Here is a 15,019-nt window from a genome sequence, read left to right as displayed (position 1 = left end):
GTTAACGCTAGCGCCAACGCTTACTCTTCGCTGTCGCCGCCCGACGCCCGCACCGGCGCATCCACTTCAACGCGATCGATACGCTGCAGGCCGCGCGGCAGCTGGGTGCCCTTGCGACCGCGCTCTGCACGGAACTTCTGCAGATCTTCCGGCCGCAGCGTCAGCTTGCGTTTGCCGACGTGCAGCGTGACGGACGCCTGCGGCGGCAGCACGAACAGCCAGGCCAGCTTGTCTTCACCGGCCGCCGCCTGGGCTGCCGGAATGGAGACGATCTTGTTGCCTTTGCCCTTCGACAGCTGCGGCAGATCGGCAACCGGGAACATCAGCATGCGCCCGGCGGCGGTGATCGACAGCAGCATGTCGTCTGCGCCGTGGATCTCCATCGGCGGCAGCGCTCTGGCGTTGTCCGGCAGCGTGATCATCACCTTGCCGGCGCGGTTGCGCGCCACCAGATCGTTAAAGGTACAGACGAAGCCGTAACCGGCGTCGGACGCCATCAGCAGCTTCTGATCGTCGGCCGCCATCAGCACCTGCTCAATGGTGGCGCCCGGCGGCGGCGTCAGCTTGCCGGTCAACGGCTCGCCCTGCCCGCGCGCCGACGGCAGCGTCATCGGATCGAGCGCATAGCTGCGCCCGGTAGAGTCGATGAACACCACCGGCTGGTTGCTCTTGCCGCGCGCCGCGCCGCGGAAACTGTCGCCGGCCTTGTAGCTCAACCCGGTCGGATCGATGTCGTGGCCCTTGGCGCTGCGCACCCAGCCCATTTCCGACAGCACGATGGTCACCGGCTCGGACGGCACGAAGTCGTGCTCGCTCATCGCCTTGGCTTCCGCACGCTCGGTCAGCGGCGAACGGCGATCGTCGCCGTAGGTCTGCGCGTCGGCCTGGATCTCTTTCTTAATCAGCGTGTTCAGTTTGCGCTCGGACGCCAGCAGCGCCTGCAACTGATCGCGCTCTTTCGCCAGCTCATCCTGCTCGCCGCGGATCTTGACCTCTTCCAGCTTGGCCAGGTGACGCAGTTTCAGCTCGAGGATCGCTTCCGCCTGGGTGTCGGAGATGCCGAAACGCTGCATCAGCACCGGCTTCGGTTCATCCTCGCTGCGGATGATGTGGATCACCTCGTCGATGTTGAGGAACGCCACCAGCAAACCCTCGAGGATATGCAGGCGTTTCAGCACTTTCTCGAGGCGGTAGTTCAGGCGGCGGCGCACCGTGTCGCGACGGTAGGCCAGCCATTCGGTGAGGATCTCCACCAGCCCTTTGACCTGCGGGCGGTTATCCAGACCGATCATGTTCATGTTGATGCGGTAGCTGCGTTCCAGATCGGTGGTGGCGAACAGGTGGTTCATCACCTGTTCCAGATCGATACGGTTGGAGCGCGGCACGATCACCAGACGCGTCGGGTTTTCATGGTCGGACTCATCGCGCAGATCTTCGACCATCGGCAGCTTCTTGGCGCGCATCTGGCTGGCGATCTGCTCCAGCACCTTGGCGCCGGACACCTGGTGCGGCAAGGCGGTGATCACCGCGCTGCCGTCTTCTTTCTTCCACACGGCGCGCATGCGCACCGAGCCGCGGCCACTCTGGTAAATTTTGCGGATTTCATCGCGCGGGGTGATGATCTCGGCTTCGGTCGGGAAGTCCGGCCCCTGCACGAATTCGAGCAGGTCATCGAGCGAGGCGCCCGGCTTGTCGAGCAGCGCCACCGCCGCCGCCGCGACTTCGCGCACGTTGTGCGGCGGAATGTCGGTCGCCATGCCGACGGCGATGCCGGTGGTGCCGTTCAGCAGGATATTCGGCAGGCGCGCCGGCAACATCTTCGGCTCTTGCAGCGTACCGTCAAAGTTCGGGATCCAGTCGACGGTGCCCTGCCCCAGCTCGGCCAGCAGCACTTCGGCGTATTTGGAGAGGCGCGATTCGGTATAACGCATCGCCGCAAACGACTTGGGATCGTCCGGCGCCCCCCAGTTCCCCTGGCCGTCCACCAGCGGATAGCGGTACGAGAACGGCTGCGCCATCAGCACCATGGCTTCATAACACGCGCTGTCACCGTGCGGGTGGTATTTACCCAGCACGTCGCCCACGGTACGGGCGGATTTCTTGAATTTGGCGCTGTTGTTCAGCCCCAGCTCAGACATGGCGTAGATGATGCGGCGTTGTACCGGTTTCAAGCCGTCGCCAATGTACGGCAACGCCCGATCCATGATGACGTACATGGAATAGTTCAGATAGGCGTTTTCAGTGAATGTGTGCAGCGGTAAACGCTCTACACCGTCATGAGTCAGATCACTCATTACTCAATTATCCTCAGACCGTGGCTTGGCAATCCCTGGACGACAATAAGGCATCGCTTGTCGATTCTGCCCGCGATAGTAACCCATCTGCGGGGTGGCTGTCACAGTTGGCGCAAGGATCGCCGGCCGAAGGCGCTGTCGCCGGAGCGTTTAGGCAAAATTCCACCGTGATTGTTGATTAAGAATCAACACTGTTGTGCCTGCCGTCACGTTTTTACTTGCCTGGCCAACGATTACACTCTCGTTCAGCAAGCTGTTTTTGCGCACCGCAGCGGAAAACGGCATCTATCTTAACTCTGACGGGAGCCGCAAAAGATGAGCAATATCCTGATTATCAACGCTAAAAAGCAATTCGGCCATTCCAACGGCGAACTCAACCAAACCCTGAGCGACGTGGCGGAAAGCTTCCTGCGCGATCTGCAGCACGATGTGCAGGTCACGGTGGTCGACGACGGCTATGACATCGAGGCCGAGGTGCAGAAATACCTGTGGGCCGATGCGGTCATCTATCAGATGCCGGGTTGGTGGATGGGCGAGCCGTGGATCCTGAAAAAATACATCGACGAAGTGTTCACCGCCGGCCACGGCAGCCTGTACGCCAGCGATGGCCGCACCCGCTCCGACGCCGGCAAGAAGTACGGCTCCGGCGGCCTGATTCAGGGCAAAAAATACCTGCTGAGCCTGACCTGGAACGCCCCGCTCGAAGCCTTCACCGATCCGAACCAGTTCTTCCACGGCGTCGGCGTCGACGGCGTTTACCTGCACTTCCACAAGGCCAACCAGTTCCTGGGGATGGAAGCCTTGCCGACCTTTATCTGCAATGACGTGATAAAACAACCGGATATCGAAACGGACATCGCACGTTATCGCGAGCATCTGGCGGGAATTTTTGCTTAACTGGCAGCGAAGGACTTAACCAACGAGGTAATGATGATCACCGTAATCGCAGAAATCAAAGTCAAACCCGGCCACCGCGCCACCGTGTTACAAGCCATTGAAAAACTGGTGCCACTGGTGCTGGCGGAAGAAGGCTGCGGCGAATACACGCCGATGGTAGACAGCCACACGCAGGCCCCCTGGCAGAAACTGTCGCCGGATTCGGTGTTTATGCTGGAAAAATGGCAAAGCCAGGCGCATCTGGAAAAACACCTGCAGATCGACCATATGCTCAAGCACCGCGAGACCATCAAGGACTACGTGCTGGGTACCGAGATCTACGTGCTGGAAAACGCGCTGTAATCCCCTCAGAGGCCCTCTGCGGCCTCTGGCGGTTCTCCCTCAAGGCGGGCGCTGACGTAGTCGAGAAAACAGGTGAGGCGCGCTGCCAGCTGGGCGTCGTGGTAATACACCGCGTGGATCGGTTGACGCACGTCCAGCGTCTCCCGCACCAACAGCGGCACCAGCCTGCCCGCTTCCCGATCGCGTCGCGTCATAAAGTCCGCCAGTTGGACAATGCCCGCCCCGCGCAGCGCCAATTCACGCAGCGTCTCCCCGCTGGAGGCCGAGATCGTCGGTTCGATGGCGAAATGCCGCGCCTGCCGGTGACGCAGCGGCCACTGGTTCAGCGACTCCGGATAGGTGAATCCCAACAGGCAATGGCGGTGCAGATCTTCCACGCCGCGCGGTTCGCCATGCCGTTGCAGGTAATCCGGGCTGGCGAGAATGCGCAACCGGCTGTTGCCCAGCAGGCGCGCGTGCAGCGTAGAGTCGCGCAGCGCGCCGATGCGGATCGCGATGTCGGCGCGTTTCTCCAGCAGGTCGATATTGCGATCGTCGGTGTCCAGCTCCAGCTCAATCTGCGGATAACGGCGGCGGAACTCCGCCACCATCGGCACCAGCACGTGCGCCATGAAAGGGGCGGCGGCGTTGACCCGCAGCCGACCGGCGGGCAGCCGGCGCCGCAGCGCCATGAGTTCTTCGGCCTGATCCACCGAACGGAGGATTTCGCGCGCAGGCGCCAGGAAGCTCTGCCCTTCTTCGGTCAGGCTCAGGCGACGCGTGGTGCGGCGCAAGAGCGTAGCGTCGAGCTTCGTTTCCAGACGGCTGAGTGCGCGGCTGACGCCGGAGGTGGTTTGGCCGAGCCGTTCGGCGGCGGCGGTGACCGAACCGCTGTCGACCACCGCCGTGAACGCCAGCAGCTCTTCAAGGGTGATCTTCACGCGGTTCGCCCCAGGTTGACGGGCGCCGCATGCAACGCCCTGCGGGAAAGCAGGCCCGGCGTTTCACCGGGCCAGGGTCAGGCTCAGACCGCCAGTTCGGCCATGTCGCCCTTGTCTTGCAGCCAGTTGCGGCGATCTTCCGAACGCTTCTTGGCCAACAGCATGTCCATCACCGCCAGCGTCTGATCGACGTCATCCTCTGCCACCGTCAGTTGCACCAGACGGCGAGTGTTCGGATCGAGGGTGGTTTCGCGCAGCTGCAGCGGGTTCATCTCGCCCAGCCCTTTAAAGCGCTGTACGTTCGGCTTGCCCTTCTTGCGCTTCAGCTGTTCCAGCACGCCGGCTTTCTCTTCTTCATCCAGCGCGTAGAACACCTCTTTACCGAGATCGATACGGTACAGCGGCGGCATGGCGACATAGACATGGCCGCCTTTCACCAGCGAACGGAAGTGGCGCACGAACAGCGCGCACAGCAGCGTGGCGATGTGCAGGCCGTCGGAGTCCGCATCCGCCAGGATGCAGATTTTGCCGTAGCGCAGCTGGCTGAGATCTTCGCTGTCCGGATCGATGCCGATCGCCACGGAAATGTCGTGCACTTCCTGCGAGGCGAGCACTTCGTCCGAGGAGACTTCCCAAGTATTCAGGATCTTGCCCTTGAGCGGCATGATCGCCTGATATTCACGATCCCGCGCCTGCTTGGCCGATCCGCCCGCCGAGTCCCCTTCCACCAGGAACAGTTCGGTCATGGCCAGATCCTGCGAGGTGCAGTCCGCCAGCTTGCCCGGCAGCGCCGGCCCGCTGGTCAGCTTCTTGCGCACCACTTTCTTGGCGGCGCGCAGACGGCGCTGGGCGCTGGAGATCGCCAGCTCGGCCAGCTGTTCCGCCGCCTGAACGTTCTGGTTCAGCCACAGGCTGAAGGCGTCTTTCACCACGCCGGAAACGAAGGCCGCGCACTGGCGCGAGGAGAGACGCTCTTTGGTCTGCCCGGCGAACTGCGGATCCTGCATCTTCACCGACAGCACGTAGGCGCAGCGATCCCAGATATCCTCCGCCGACAGCTTCACGCCGCGCGGCAGGATGTTGCGGAATTCGCAGAACTCGCGCATCGCGTCCAGCAGCCCCTGACGCAGGCCGTTGACGTGGGTACCGCCCTGCATGGTCGGGATCAGGTTGACGTAGCTTTCGGTCAGCAGCTCGCCGCCTTCCGGCAGCCACAGCAGCGCCCAGTCCACCGCTTCGGTATCACCGGCGAAATTGCCGACGAACGGCGCTTCCGGCAGGGTAATCAGGCCGTTGACCGCTTCCATCAGGTAGTCGGTCAGACCGTCCTGGTAGCACCAGCGCTGTTCGGTGTTGTTCACCTTGTCGATGAAATAGATCTCGACGCCGGGGCACAGCACCGCCTTGGCTTTCAGCAGGTGAGTCAGGCGCGATACCGAGAAACGCGGGCTGTCGAAGAACTGTTCGTCCGGCCAGAAGTGCACGCTGGTGCCGGTGTTGCGTTTGCCGCAGGTACCGGTCACCGTCAGATCCTGCACCTTGTCGCCGTTTTCGAAGGCGATGCCGTAGACGTTGCCGTCGCGGCGCACGTTGACTTCCACCCGTTTCGACAGGGCGTTGACCACCGAGATGCCAACGCCGTGCAGGCCGCCGGAGAACTGGTAGTTTTTATTCGAGAATTTACCGCCGGCGTGCAGCCGGCACAGGATCAACTCAACCGCCGGCACGCCCTCTTCCGGGTGGATGTCCACCGGCATGCCGCGGCCGTCGTCGATCACTTCCAGCGACTGATCGGCGTGCAGAATCACGTCGATACGCTTGGCGTGACCAGCCAACGCTTCGTCGACGCTATTATCGATCACCTCTTGGCCGAGGTGGTTTGGGCGCGTCGTGTCGGTATACATGCCGGGACGACGGCGCACTGGTTCTAGACCGCTGAGTACTTCAATGGCATCAGCGTTATAGCTGGATTGAGTCATCGTTGATTATTTTTTCGTGGTTAAAGGGAGGTGCCGGAACGGTCCGTCAGACCGCGTTTAGCCCTAAAAAATCCACAATCTGGGGGAAGTAGTGCTCGAAACCGACGAAGGCGTGGTTTCCACCCGACTCCACCGTTTGCCGACACGCGGTGTAATACGCCACTGCCTGGCCGTAATCGAGAATTTCATCGCCCGTTTGCTGCAGCAGCCAGATTAAATCCGGCGACTCCAAGGGATCGATCTGCATCACTTTCAGATCGTAAACGTGACGAGACTCTAACACATATTGCTGGCCGGTGTAGGGGTTCTCGTTGGCGCCGAGATAGTCGACCAGCAGCTCAAACGGCTTGACCGCCGGGTTGACCACCACCGCCGGCAGCGAAAAACACTGCGACAGCCAGGTGGCGTAATAGCCGCCGAGCGAAGAGCCGACCAGCCCGAGCGTTTGGCCGGCGCGCTCCAGCACCAGATTCTCCAGCATCTCGGCGGCCTCCGCCGGAAAAGCCGGCAGCTGCGGCACCAGCATCTCGATATCGGGATGGTGCTCGGCCAGCCAGGCCTTGAAGGCCACCGCCTTGGCCGACTGCGGCGAACTGTTGAAACCGTGCAGGTAGAGCAGTGTCGAAGGCATCAGTATCCATCCGAGTCCATATCGGGGCGGAAATCGTCGTTTTCCAGGCGGAACACCTGCGTCTCGACGCGGCCGTCCGGCAGCAGATCGAGGTAGCGCCAGCCGGGGGAGACGTCGTCAATGGTGAAGTTCGTGCAGTGCGGCTTGAATTGCACGCAGGTGGACGGCGTCGCCAACAGGCGTCGGCCCTGCCATTCCAGATCCAGATCCTGGTGAATGTGCCCGCACACCACGGTATTCACTTTCGGATAACGCAGCAGGATCGCGCCCAGCATATGCGGGTTGCGCAGGCTGTGCTGATCGAGCCAGGTGCAGCCGGACGGCAGCGGATGATGGTGCAGCAGCAACAGCGTATAGCGCTCGGGGTGAGCCTGCAGGCAGCGCTCCATCCACTCGAGCTGGTATTCGCTCAATTCGCCGTGCGGCACGCCGAACACCTGGCTGTCCAGCATCAGCACCTGCCAGCTGTCGCCCAGCAGCACCTGTTTGGAAGGCGCGATGCCGGCGGCGGCCAACGCATCGACCATCGCCGGTTGAAAATCATGGTTGCCCGGCAGCCACACGCAGGGAGCCGGCAATTGCGCGATGCCGGCGGCGAAGTGGCGGTAGGCCTCTTGCGAATGATCCTGCGCCAAATCTCCCGTGGCGACGATCAAATCGACGTCGCGGCGCTGCGCCTGGATGGCGTCCAGCACCGCGTGATAGCTGCGATAGGTATTGATGCCGAGCAACGTCTCGTGTTCGCCGGCAAAAAGGTGGGTATCTGTTATTTGTAGAATCCTGACCGCGGCCCCACTCGCCACGGGCAGTTTAAACAGGCTTTCCAAATGGTGTCCTTTGTTATTTCAGTCTGTCTAACAAACCGGAACCGCCATCGCTCCATGCGCCAAACAGTAGCGCAGCCAATCAGCAAGAAACTGGTTAATTTGATGCTTTTCGTCGCGTTGATGCAACTTTTTATTAGGATAATCATAACGCGCTTTAAAGCGATAGATCTGCTGACTGGAACACACTTCCGCAACCATGGCGTCATGGTACAGCCGCACCGTCATCGCGGGCAGGCTCCAGTAGCTGACCGCCGGAAAAATCTGCTCGATCTCCACCAGCGACGTGTAACGCGTGGACTCAACGATGGTCAAACGATAGCCGGCGCCGTTCACCTGATAAGTCACCGTTTCGCCCGCTTCGTCGTTGCGCGGCAGCAAGCGGCGCAATTGCGCGAAGTTGGTTTCGCACAATCTCATCATTTCGGGGAAATCAGGGGTATAGCGCTGTTTCATTAGTTGGCCCACTCTTTTCTCAACGATTCATGGTGCAACGCCAGCCATTGCAATGCAATCACTGATGCGGCGTTATCGATCGCGCCCTCCTCCACCCAGCGGTAAGCCTGCTCACGGCTGACCACGTGGACGCGGATATCTTCATGTTCTTCCGCCAGGCCGTGAATGCCCTCGGCGGTGCCGGCGTCCACCTCGCCGACCATGATCGACAGACGTTCGCTGGTGCCGCCGGGGCTGGCCAGGTAGCTCAGCACCGGCTTGCAGCGCCCGACCACCACGCCGGCCTCCTCCTGCGCTTCGCGGCGGCACACGTCCTCGACGCTTTCGCCGGTCTCGATCATACCCGCCACCATTTCCAGCAGCCAGGGCGAATAGCTGGTATCAACCGCGGCGATGCGCAGTTGTTCAATCAGCACAACCTCGTCGCGCACCGGATCGTAGGGCAGCAGCACCGCCGCATGGCCGCGTTCAAAAATTTCACGCGTGATTTCAGGGCTCATTTCGCCATTGAACAACCGATGGCGAAACCGGTATAAATTGAGTGAAAAAAAACCACGGTACAGCGTCTCGCGTGCAATAATTTCTACATCTTTTTTCTCGAAAGTAACGGGCGACGGCTGCGAACGGTTCATGCGCGAATTCTCCTGCTTGAGTATGCCGATAAAATAATCGGTTTTGATGACAGAAACAGCGGGACTCTCCGCCGCGGCTTTATGTTAGGCTGTTTTCCGCCGCCGGATGCGGCACGTTTGTGCGCTCGCAGGTAATAGCGGGAAACAATCCGGATTGTCAGCCATAATATCAGCTGCAGTCGACCCAGGCAGTACGCCAAGGTAAATGGGCGGTCTGAAAGGTAAAAGTTACGTGAGATGGCACATTCAGCCACCTGATGCGTACCCCAGACTCTGCTAGAATCGGCAACTATTTCGTCTATCGTCAGCGCTAACATAGCAATATTGCTGCACAACAAGGAATGCAAATGAAGAAACTGCTCCCCCTTCTTATCGGACTGAGCCTGGGCGGCTTCAGTGCAATGAGCCAGGCAGAGAACCTGCTGCAGGTCTACAAACAGGCCAGGGAAAGTAACCCGGATCTGCGCAAAAGTGCTGCTGACCGCGACGCCGCATTCGAAAAGATCAATGAAGCGCGCAGCCCGTTGCTGCCGCAGCTCGGTTTAACCGCAGGTTACGATTACACCAACGGTTATCGTGACAGCAATGGCGTTAACAGTAACGTGACCAGCGGTTCGTTGGCGCTGACGCAAACTATTTTCGACATGTCGAAATGGCGCCAGCTGACGCTGCAGGAAAAGACCGCCGGCATCTCCGACGTCACCTTCCAGACCGCTGAGCAGCAGCTGATTCTCAACACCGCCACCGCCTACTTCAACGTGCTGAAGGCGATCGACACGCTGTCCTATACCCAGGCGCAGAAAGATGCGGTATACCGCACGCTGGATCAAACCACCCAGCGCTTCAACGTGGGCCTGGTGGCGATCACCGACGTGCAGAACGCCCGCTCGAACTATGACACCGTGCTGGCGGCGGAAGTCTCCGCCCGCAACGATCTGGATAACGCGCTGGAAACGCTGCGCCAGGTGACCGGGGCCTTCTACCCGGAGCTGGCCTCGTTGAATACCGATCGCTTCAGTACCCAGCGCCCGGAAGCGGTGAACAACCTGCTGAAAGAAGCGGAAGCGCGCAACCTGAGCCTGCTGTCCGCCCGTCTGAGCCAGGACCTGGCGCGCGAGCAAATCCGCGCAGCCCAAACCGGCTATATGCCGACGATTGACGTCAGCGCATCAACCGGCATCAGCAATACCAAATACAACGGCTCCAACACCGGCGGCGCGAATGCCGCACGCTACAGCGACTCCGATGCGGGCCAAAATAAGGTCGGCATCAGCTTCAACCTGCCGCTGTACAGCGGCGGCGCGACCAACTCACAGGTCAAGCAAGCGCAGTACGGCTTCGTCGGCGCCAGCGAGCAGTTGGAAAGCTCACACCGCAGCGTGGTGCAGACCGTGCGTTCGTCGTTCAACAACGTTAACGCCTCGATCAGCAGCATCAACGCCTACAAACAGGCGGTGATCTCCGCGCAAAGCTCCCTGGACGCGATGGAAGCCGGTTATCAGGTCGGTACCCGCACCATCGTCGACGTGCTGGACGCCACCACCACCCTGTATAACGCCAAACGTCAGCTGTCCGACGCGCGTTATACCTATCTGATCAACCAGTTGAACATCAAGTCGGCGCTCGGCACGCTGAACCAGAACGATTTGCTGCTGCTGAACGGCGCATTGGGCAAACCGGTGTCGACCGCACCTGACGCCGTGGCGCCGCAGAATCGCGCGCAGGACGCCTATGCAGACGGCTATCAGGACAATGCGCCGATGCAGCAAACCGCGGCGCCGGTACCGGCGGCCACTCGCGCATCCGCGCCGGCCGTGACCACCAGCCAACCGGCTCGCAACAGCGGCAACCCATTCCGCAACTGATGCGCGCACATTGATAAACACGGGGTCCGGCCTGCGCCGCGCCCCGTTTTTTTTGCCTCGATTTCACCACTTCTGCCCGCCGTCTCACAGCCGCCGCCACGTCAGGTGGTATCATCGTCACTCTCGTTTTTGCAGTCTGGATGAGGTTCGATGGACAACGATTCACGCTGGCAGCGCTTGATTAACGACGGCGAACTGCCGCCGCCGCTGCGCCCGGCACAGGCGGTTTACGCCTCCTGGCTGCGCTGCCGCAGCCTGATGCAGCCCGACGTCTGGCAAGCACCGCACCGCGCTCAGGGCGCCACCTTCGAATCGATTTGCCGCCGCAAGAACGATCTGCTGACGCTCGGCCAGGCGGCGCTGGAAGACGCCTGCGAGTACATGGAGCCACGTCGTTGTCTGTTGATGATCCTCGACGAAAGCGGCTGCATGCTGTGGCGCTGCGGCGACGCCCAAACCTGGGAACATTTACAGCAACTGGGGTTCGCCCCCGGCGCTTACTGGGCCGAAGGGCAGATCGGCACCAACGCCCCGGCGCTGGCAGCGACGGAAGGCCACCCGGTGCGGGTGAGCGGCGGGGAGCACGTGCGCCGGGCGCTGCACGGCTGGTCGTTCTGCGCTACGCCGGTCTACGACAACAGCGGCCGCCAGCGCGGTTCGATCGCGCTGGGCTGTCTGTTGGCCGACTGCGCCGCCGGCGATCTGTCGCTGACGCTGGCCATCGCCCGCGAAATCGGCAACTCGCTGAACGCCGACGGCCTGCTGGCGGAATCCAACCGCCATCTGAATCAGCTTTACGGCCTGCTGGACGGCGTGGACGACGGCGTTATGGCCTGGGATCACCGCGGCTATCTGCAATACATCAACCAGCGCGCCGCCGCCCTGCTGAAGCTGGACGAGCAGCAGAGCCAGGGCAAACCGCTGGCGCAGCTGCTGACGCTGCCCGCCCTGCTCAAGCGCGCTATCGCCGACCGGCAGCCGCTGCAACACGTCGAAGTCACCTTCGAAAGCCAGCGGCAGTTTATCGCCGCCCTGCTGACGCTAAAGCCGATTTTCGACGGCGATCGCTGCAGTTTCATCGCCCTGCTGCACCCGCTCGAGCGGCTGCGCCAGTATGTCAGCAGCCAGTTGGGGCGCGTCAGCCACAGCTTCGAGCAAATGCCCTCCGCCTCGCTGGAGATGCGGCGGCTGATCCGTTACGGGCAGCAGGCGGCCAAGGGCCAGCATCCAATCCTGCTGCGCGGGGAGGAAGGGGTTGGCAAAGAGCGGCTCAGCCAGGCTATCCACAACGCCGGCGAACGCGCCGCCGGGCCGTATATCGCCCTCAACTGCCAGCTGCTGCCGCAGGCGCAGGGGCTGCGTGAACTGCTGGGCAGCGACGCCAACGAAGAAGAGGCGGGCCAGCTGAGTAAATTCGAATTGGCCAACGGCGGCACGCTGTACCTCGAACAGATCGAATACCTGCCGGCGGAGATGCAATCGGCATTGCTGCAGGTGCTGAAAACCGGCGTGGTGATCCGCCTCAATTCCAGCCGGGTGATCCCGGTCGATGTCCGAGTCATCGCCGGCAGCGCCGCCGATCTGCCGCTGCTGGTGCAGCAAAACCGCTTCCGCCGCCAGCTGTTTTACAGCCTGCAGGCGTTCGAGATCCAGATCCCGCCGCTGCGCCAGCGGCTGAGCGATATTCCGCTGCTGGTCAAACACCATCTGCGCACGCTGGAGCAGCATTTTCAGTGTCGCTTTCGGGTGGATGACGAAGTGATGGCCCAGCTGGCGCTCTACCTGTGGCCGGGCAACGATTTGGAACTGAAAGGGGTGGTGGAGCGCGCGGCAATGATCTGCCACGGCCACCACATCCAATTGGCGGATCTGCCGGCGCACCTGCTCGGCCAGCCGTCGCTGCTGGAAAGCGATCCGCAGCCCGGCGCGCCGCTGCTGACGCTGACGGACATGGAGCGCCAGGCGATCCTGCGCGCGGCGACCGTCAGCCGCGGCCAGCTGACGGAAATGGCGCAGCTGCTGGGCATCGGCCGCACCACCCTGTGGCGGAAGATCAAACAGCACGGGATCGACATCCGCCAGTTCAAGCTGCGCGCCTGAACGCCTAGTGGCTGAGCTGCAGTACCCCGCGCGCGGCGTCCAGCATCGCCTTCTGCCCGCTGCGGGTTTTGCTCAGGCAATCCTGCATGCCGACCACCATCGGCATGCCCATCGCCTTCGCCAGAATGGCGCTGTGTGACAGGGCATTGCCGCCGCTCAGGCAGATGCCGAGCACCAGCCGCCTGTCGAGCATCACCACCTCCGAAGGCATCAGTTCGTCCATCACCAGTATCGACGGCTCTGCCAGCGCAATCGTCGGTAACGGCAGCCCCTGCAGATGGCACAGCGTGCGGCGCAGCATGTCGCGCACGTCCAGTTCGCGCGCCCGCATGTAGTCGTCATCCAGCTCGCGGTACTCTTCGGCGATCGCCTCCAGCACCTGTCGCCAGGCCTGCTCGGCGTTGCACAACTGCTGCGCGATGCGGGTGTACGCCGCCTGCTGCAGATCCGGATCGTCCAGCAGCATGCTGTGGGCGCCGAAGATCGCCGCCTGCGGCTTGCCGATCAGCGTGCCGGTGCGCTCTGCCAGCCGGTTCAGATCGCTTAGCGTGCGCTGCAGCGCCTCACGCAGGCGTTGCTGTTCGCCCAACACCTCGTCCGCGCCGATTCGTCGATCGACGGTTGGCGGCCAGAAGCTGTGGGCCTGGAACACCGGCCCGCTGGTGACGCTTTCCGCCACCGGAATGCCATGCAGCGAAGGCTGCTGCCGCTCGGAAACCGTCTCGCCGAAATGTTGTTCCGCCAGCGCTTTGAACGCCGCCAGCGCTTCGTCCGCCTGCGCGCCGTCGGCGATCAGGCGAATGGTGTCGCCGTGGCGCACCTGCAGCAGCGCCAACTGATTGAGGCTGCGCGGATCGACGCACTGCCCCTGCTTTTCCAGCACCAGCTCAGCCTTGAACGGCGCCAGCGTCTCGACCAGCCGCGCCGCCGGGCGCGCATGCAGCCCGTGCGGGTTCTGCACCGTCCAGGTTGCGCTTTTGCCCTGCGCTAGCGGCAAAGCCGCGCTTTTTGCGGCCGGCGAGCCTTCGCCCAGCTGCGCCTGTTTGGCCTGCAGCGCGCCCTGCGCCTCCGCCACCACCTGCTCCAGCGAGGCGCCGGAGTTGGCGGCCACCACCGCCGCCAGCGTGCCTTCGACCAGCGGCGCCGCACACAGCCGCACGTTGGCGGCCAAATCCGGGTCCAGCAGATCGAGCGCGGTTTCGGCGCTGAGCAGCGCGCTGCCCAGATCCATCAGCACCAGAACGCCGTCGCCGTCGGCGACCGCTTCGATCGCCTCCATCACTTTGACGGCGTCCGTGCCGATCGGGTGCTGCTCGTCATCCACGCCCGCCGCCAGCGCCAGTTTGCAGCCGTCGCCGCGCATCATCTGCCGCGCCAGTTGCTCAACGCCACGCGCCAGCAACGCGCTGTGCGAAACCACCACGATATTAATCATCTCGCCTCCTGCTAGCTGCCGGCGACCTCGGCCAGCGTTTTCATCATCAACATCACCGAAGTGGCGCCGGGATCCTGGTGGCCGATGCTGCGCTCGCCCAGGTAACTGGCCCGCCCCTTGCGCGCCTGCATGGTAATGGTGCTCTCCACCGCCCGCTCGGCGCTGTCGGCGGCGCGCTGCAGCGCCTCCGCCACGCTCAGGTTCTGCTGCGCGGACTGCCCGAGGCTTTCCACCACCGGCCACCAGACGTCGCACATGGTCTTGTCGCCCGGCTCCGCCTTACCGCGCATCACCACGCCTTCAACCCCCTCTTGCATCATTTGATGCAGCTCCGCCAGATCCAGGCTTTGCTTGGCGTTCGCCGCCTGCGCCGCGCGGATGAAGAAGGTGCCGAACAGCGGGCCGCTGGCGCCGCCCACGCTCGACAGCAGCGTCATGCCGGTGTTTTTCAGAATGAAACCGATATCTTTGTCCGCCACCGACGGCAGCTTTTCCACCACCTTGTTGAAACCGCGATTCATGTTCAAACCGTGGTCGGCATCGCCGATCTCGGTGTCCAGCCGGGTCAGAAAATCGCGCTCCCGGCTGAACACCTCGCCGCAACGCATCAGCCAATCGACAACCTGTTGTTTGGTCAACGCCAT

General features: G+C 62.3%; 13 protein-coding genes. 4 read left to right on the top strand and 9 right to left on the bottom strand.

Going from position 1 to position 15,019, the window contains the following annotated elements; genetic code table 11:
- Nucleotides 1-20: 20 nt before the first annotated feature.
- Complete coding sequence (gene parC / locus ACSBQQ_RS20535) at nt 21-2,294, bottom strand: DNA topoisomerase IV subunit A (protein ID WP_060428872.1); 2,274 nt, start codon at nt 2,292-2,294, stop codon at nt 21-23.
- Between the two features lie 315 nt (nt 2,295-2,609).
- Between parC and ACSBQQ_RS20530 the strand changes: the two genes are divergently transcribed.
- Entirely contained in the window at nt 2,610-3,191 is a 582-nt protein-coding gene (locus ACSBQQ_RS20530; protein WP_060428870.1) for an NAD(P)H-dependent oxidoreductase, read from the top strand.
- A 33-nt stretch (nt 3,192-3,224) separates the two neighbouring features.
- Entirely contained in the window at nt 3,225-3,533 is a 309-nt protein-coding gene (locus ACSBQQ_RS20525; protein WP_033638602.1) for a putative quinol monooxygenase, read from the top strand.
- Between the two features lie 5 nt (nt 3,534-3,538).
- Here the strand turns inward: ACSBQQ_RS20525 and ACSBQQ_RS20520 are convergent, their stop codons facing one another.
- The 6 genes from ACSBQQ_RS20520 to nudF form a co-directional block, all read right to left on the bottom strand.
- Nucleotides 3,539-4,453 carry a LysR substrate-binding domain-containing protein gene (locus tag ACSBQQ_RS20520; RefSeq protein ID WP_060428868.1) on the bottom strand — a complete coding sequence of 305 codons (915 nt, stop codon included), beginning with the start codon at nt 4,451-4,453 and terminating at the stop codon, nt 3,539-3,541.
- An 83-nt stretch (nt 4,454-4,536) separates the two neighbouring features.
- Complete coding sequence (parE, locus tag ACSBQQ_RS20515) at nt 4,537-6,432, bottom strand: DNA topoisomerase IV subunit B (RefSeq protein ID WP_025304305.1); 1,896 nt, start codon at nt 6,430-6,432, stop codon at nt 4,537-4,539.
- Between the two features lie 46 nt (nt 6,433-6,478).
- The gene (yqiA, locus tag ACSBQQ_RS20510; RefSeq protein ID WP_015379081.1) at nt 6,479-7,063 is read right to left on the bottom strand and encodes an esterase YqiA; all 585 of its coding nucleotides are present in this window, start codon (nt 7,061-7,063) and stop codon (nt 6,479-6,481) included.
- Entirely contained in the window at nt 7,063-7,890 is an 828-nt protein-coding gene (cpdA, locus tag ACSBQQ_RS20505) for a 3',5'-cyclic-AMP phosphodiesterase (RefSeq protein ID WP_033636061.1), read from the bottom strand. Before cpdA ends, yqiA begins: the two co-directional genes overlap by 1 nt.
- A gap of 27 nt (nt 7,891-7,917) precedes the next feature.
- The gene (locus tag ACSBQQ_RS20500; protein WP_004937244.1) at nt 7,918-8,343 is read right to left on the bottom strand and encodes a DUF1249 family protein; all 426 of its coding nucleotides are present in this window, start codon (nt 8,341-8,343) and stop codon (nt 7,918-7,920) included.
- Entirely contained in the window at nt 8,343-8,975 is a 633-nt protein-coding gene (gene nudF, locus ACSBQQ_RS20495; protein WP_060428866.1) for an ADP-ribose diphosphatase, read from the bottom strand. The genes ACSBQQ_RS20500 and nudF overlap by 1 nt, the downstream gene beginning before the upstream one ends.
- A 347-nt stretch (nt 8,976-9,322) precedes the next feature.
- Here nudF and hasF point away from each other — a divergent pair, with 347 nt between their 5' ends.
- Nucleotides 9,323-10,840, top strand: coding sequence for a multidrug efflux transporter outer membrane subunit HasF (hasF, locus tag ACSBQQ_RS20490; RefSeq protein WP_033649067.1), 1,518 nt, complete (start codon nt 9,323-9,325; stop codon nt 10,838-10,840).
- 150 nt (nt 10,841-10,990) lie between these two features.
- Nucleotides 10,991-12,940: a dihydroxyacetone kinase operon transcriptional regulator DhaR gene (dhaR, locus tag ACSBQQ_RS20485; protein WP_033649066.1), complete on the top strand. Its 1,950-nt coding sequence runs from the start codon at nt 10,991-10,993 to the stop codon at nt 12,938-12,940.
- A 4-nt stretch (nt 12,941-12,944) separates the two neighbouring features.
- Here dhaR and dhaM read toward each other — a convergent pair whose 3' ends face one another.
- Both dhaM and dhaL read right to left on the bottom strand, forming a co-directional pair.
- A complete protein-coding gene (gene dhaM / locus ACSBQQ_RS20480) occupies nt 12,945-14,375 on the bottom strand; it encodes a dihydroxyacetone kinase phosphoryl donor subunit DhaM (RefSeq protein WP_039569326.1) in 1,431 nt (476 codons plus the stop codon).
- Nucleotides 14,376-14,386: 11 nt separating this feature from the next.
- Entirely contained in the window at nt 14,387-15,019 is a 633-nt protein-coding gene (dhaL, locus tag ACSBQQ_RS20475) for a dihydroxyacetone kinase subunit DhaL (RefSeq protein WP_033636066.1), read from the bottom strand.

It is taken from the genome of Serratia sp. G204Y (assembly GCF_051172435.1).
Lineage (GTDB): Bacteria > Pseudomonadota > Gammaproteobacteria > Enterobacterales > Enterobacteriaceae > Serratia > Serratia sarumanii.
This window is presented reverse-complemented; position numbering and strand designations above follow the sequence as displayed.

Coding starts and splice junctions, on each gene's coding strand:
- yqiA (WP_015379081.1), bottom strand. CDS start 7,063: ATGCCTTCGACACTGCTCTACCTGCACGGTTTCAACAGTTCGCCGCAG.
- ACSBQQ_RS20530 (WP_060428870.1), top strand. CDS start 2,610: ATGAGCAATATCCTGATTATCAACGCTAAAAAGCAATTCGGCCATTCC.
- parC (WP_060428872.1), bottom strand. CDS start 2,294: ATGAGTGATCTGACTCATGACGGTGTAGAGCGTTTACCGCTGCACACA.
- parE (WP_025304305.1), bottom strand. CDS start 6,432: ATGACTCAATCCAGCTATAACGCTGATGCCATTGAAGTACTCAGCGGT.
- nudF (WP_060428866.1), bottom strand. CDS start 8,975: ATGAACCGTTCGCAGCCGTCGCCCGTTACTTTCGAGAAAAAAGATGTA.
- hasF (WP_033649067.1), top strand. CDS start 9,323: ATGAAGAAACTGCTCCCCCTTCTTATCGGACTGAGCCTGGGCGGCTTC.
- dhaM (WP_039569326.1), bottom strand. CDS start 14,375: ATGATTAATATCGTGGTGGTTTCGCACAGCGCGTTGCTGGCGCGTGGC.
- ACSBQQ_RS20525 (WP_033638602.1), top strand. CDS start 3,225: ATGATCACCGTAATCGCAGAAATCAAAGTCAAACCCGGCCACCGCGCC.
- dhaR (WP_033649066.1), top strand. CDS start 10,991: ATGGACAACGATTCACGCTGGCAGCGCTTGATTAACGACGGCGAACTG.
- ACSBQQ_RS20500 (WP_004937244.1), bottom strand. CDS start 8,343: ATGAAACAGCGCTATACCCCTGATTTCCCCGAAATGATGAGATTGTGC.
- dhaL (WP_033636066.1), bottom strand. CDS start 15,019: ATGGCGTTGACCAAACAACAGGTTGTCGATTGGCTGATGCGTTGCGGC.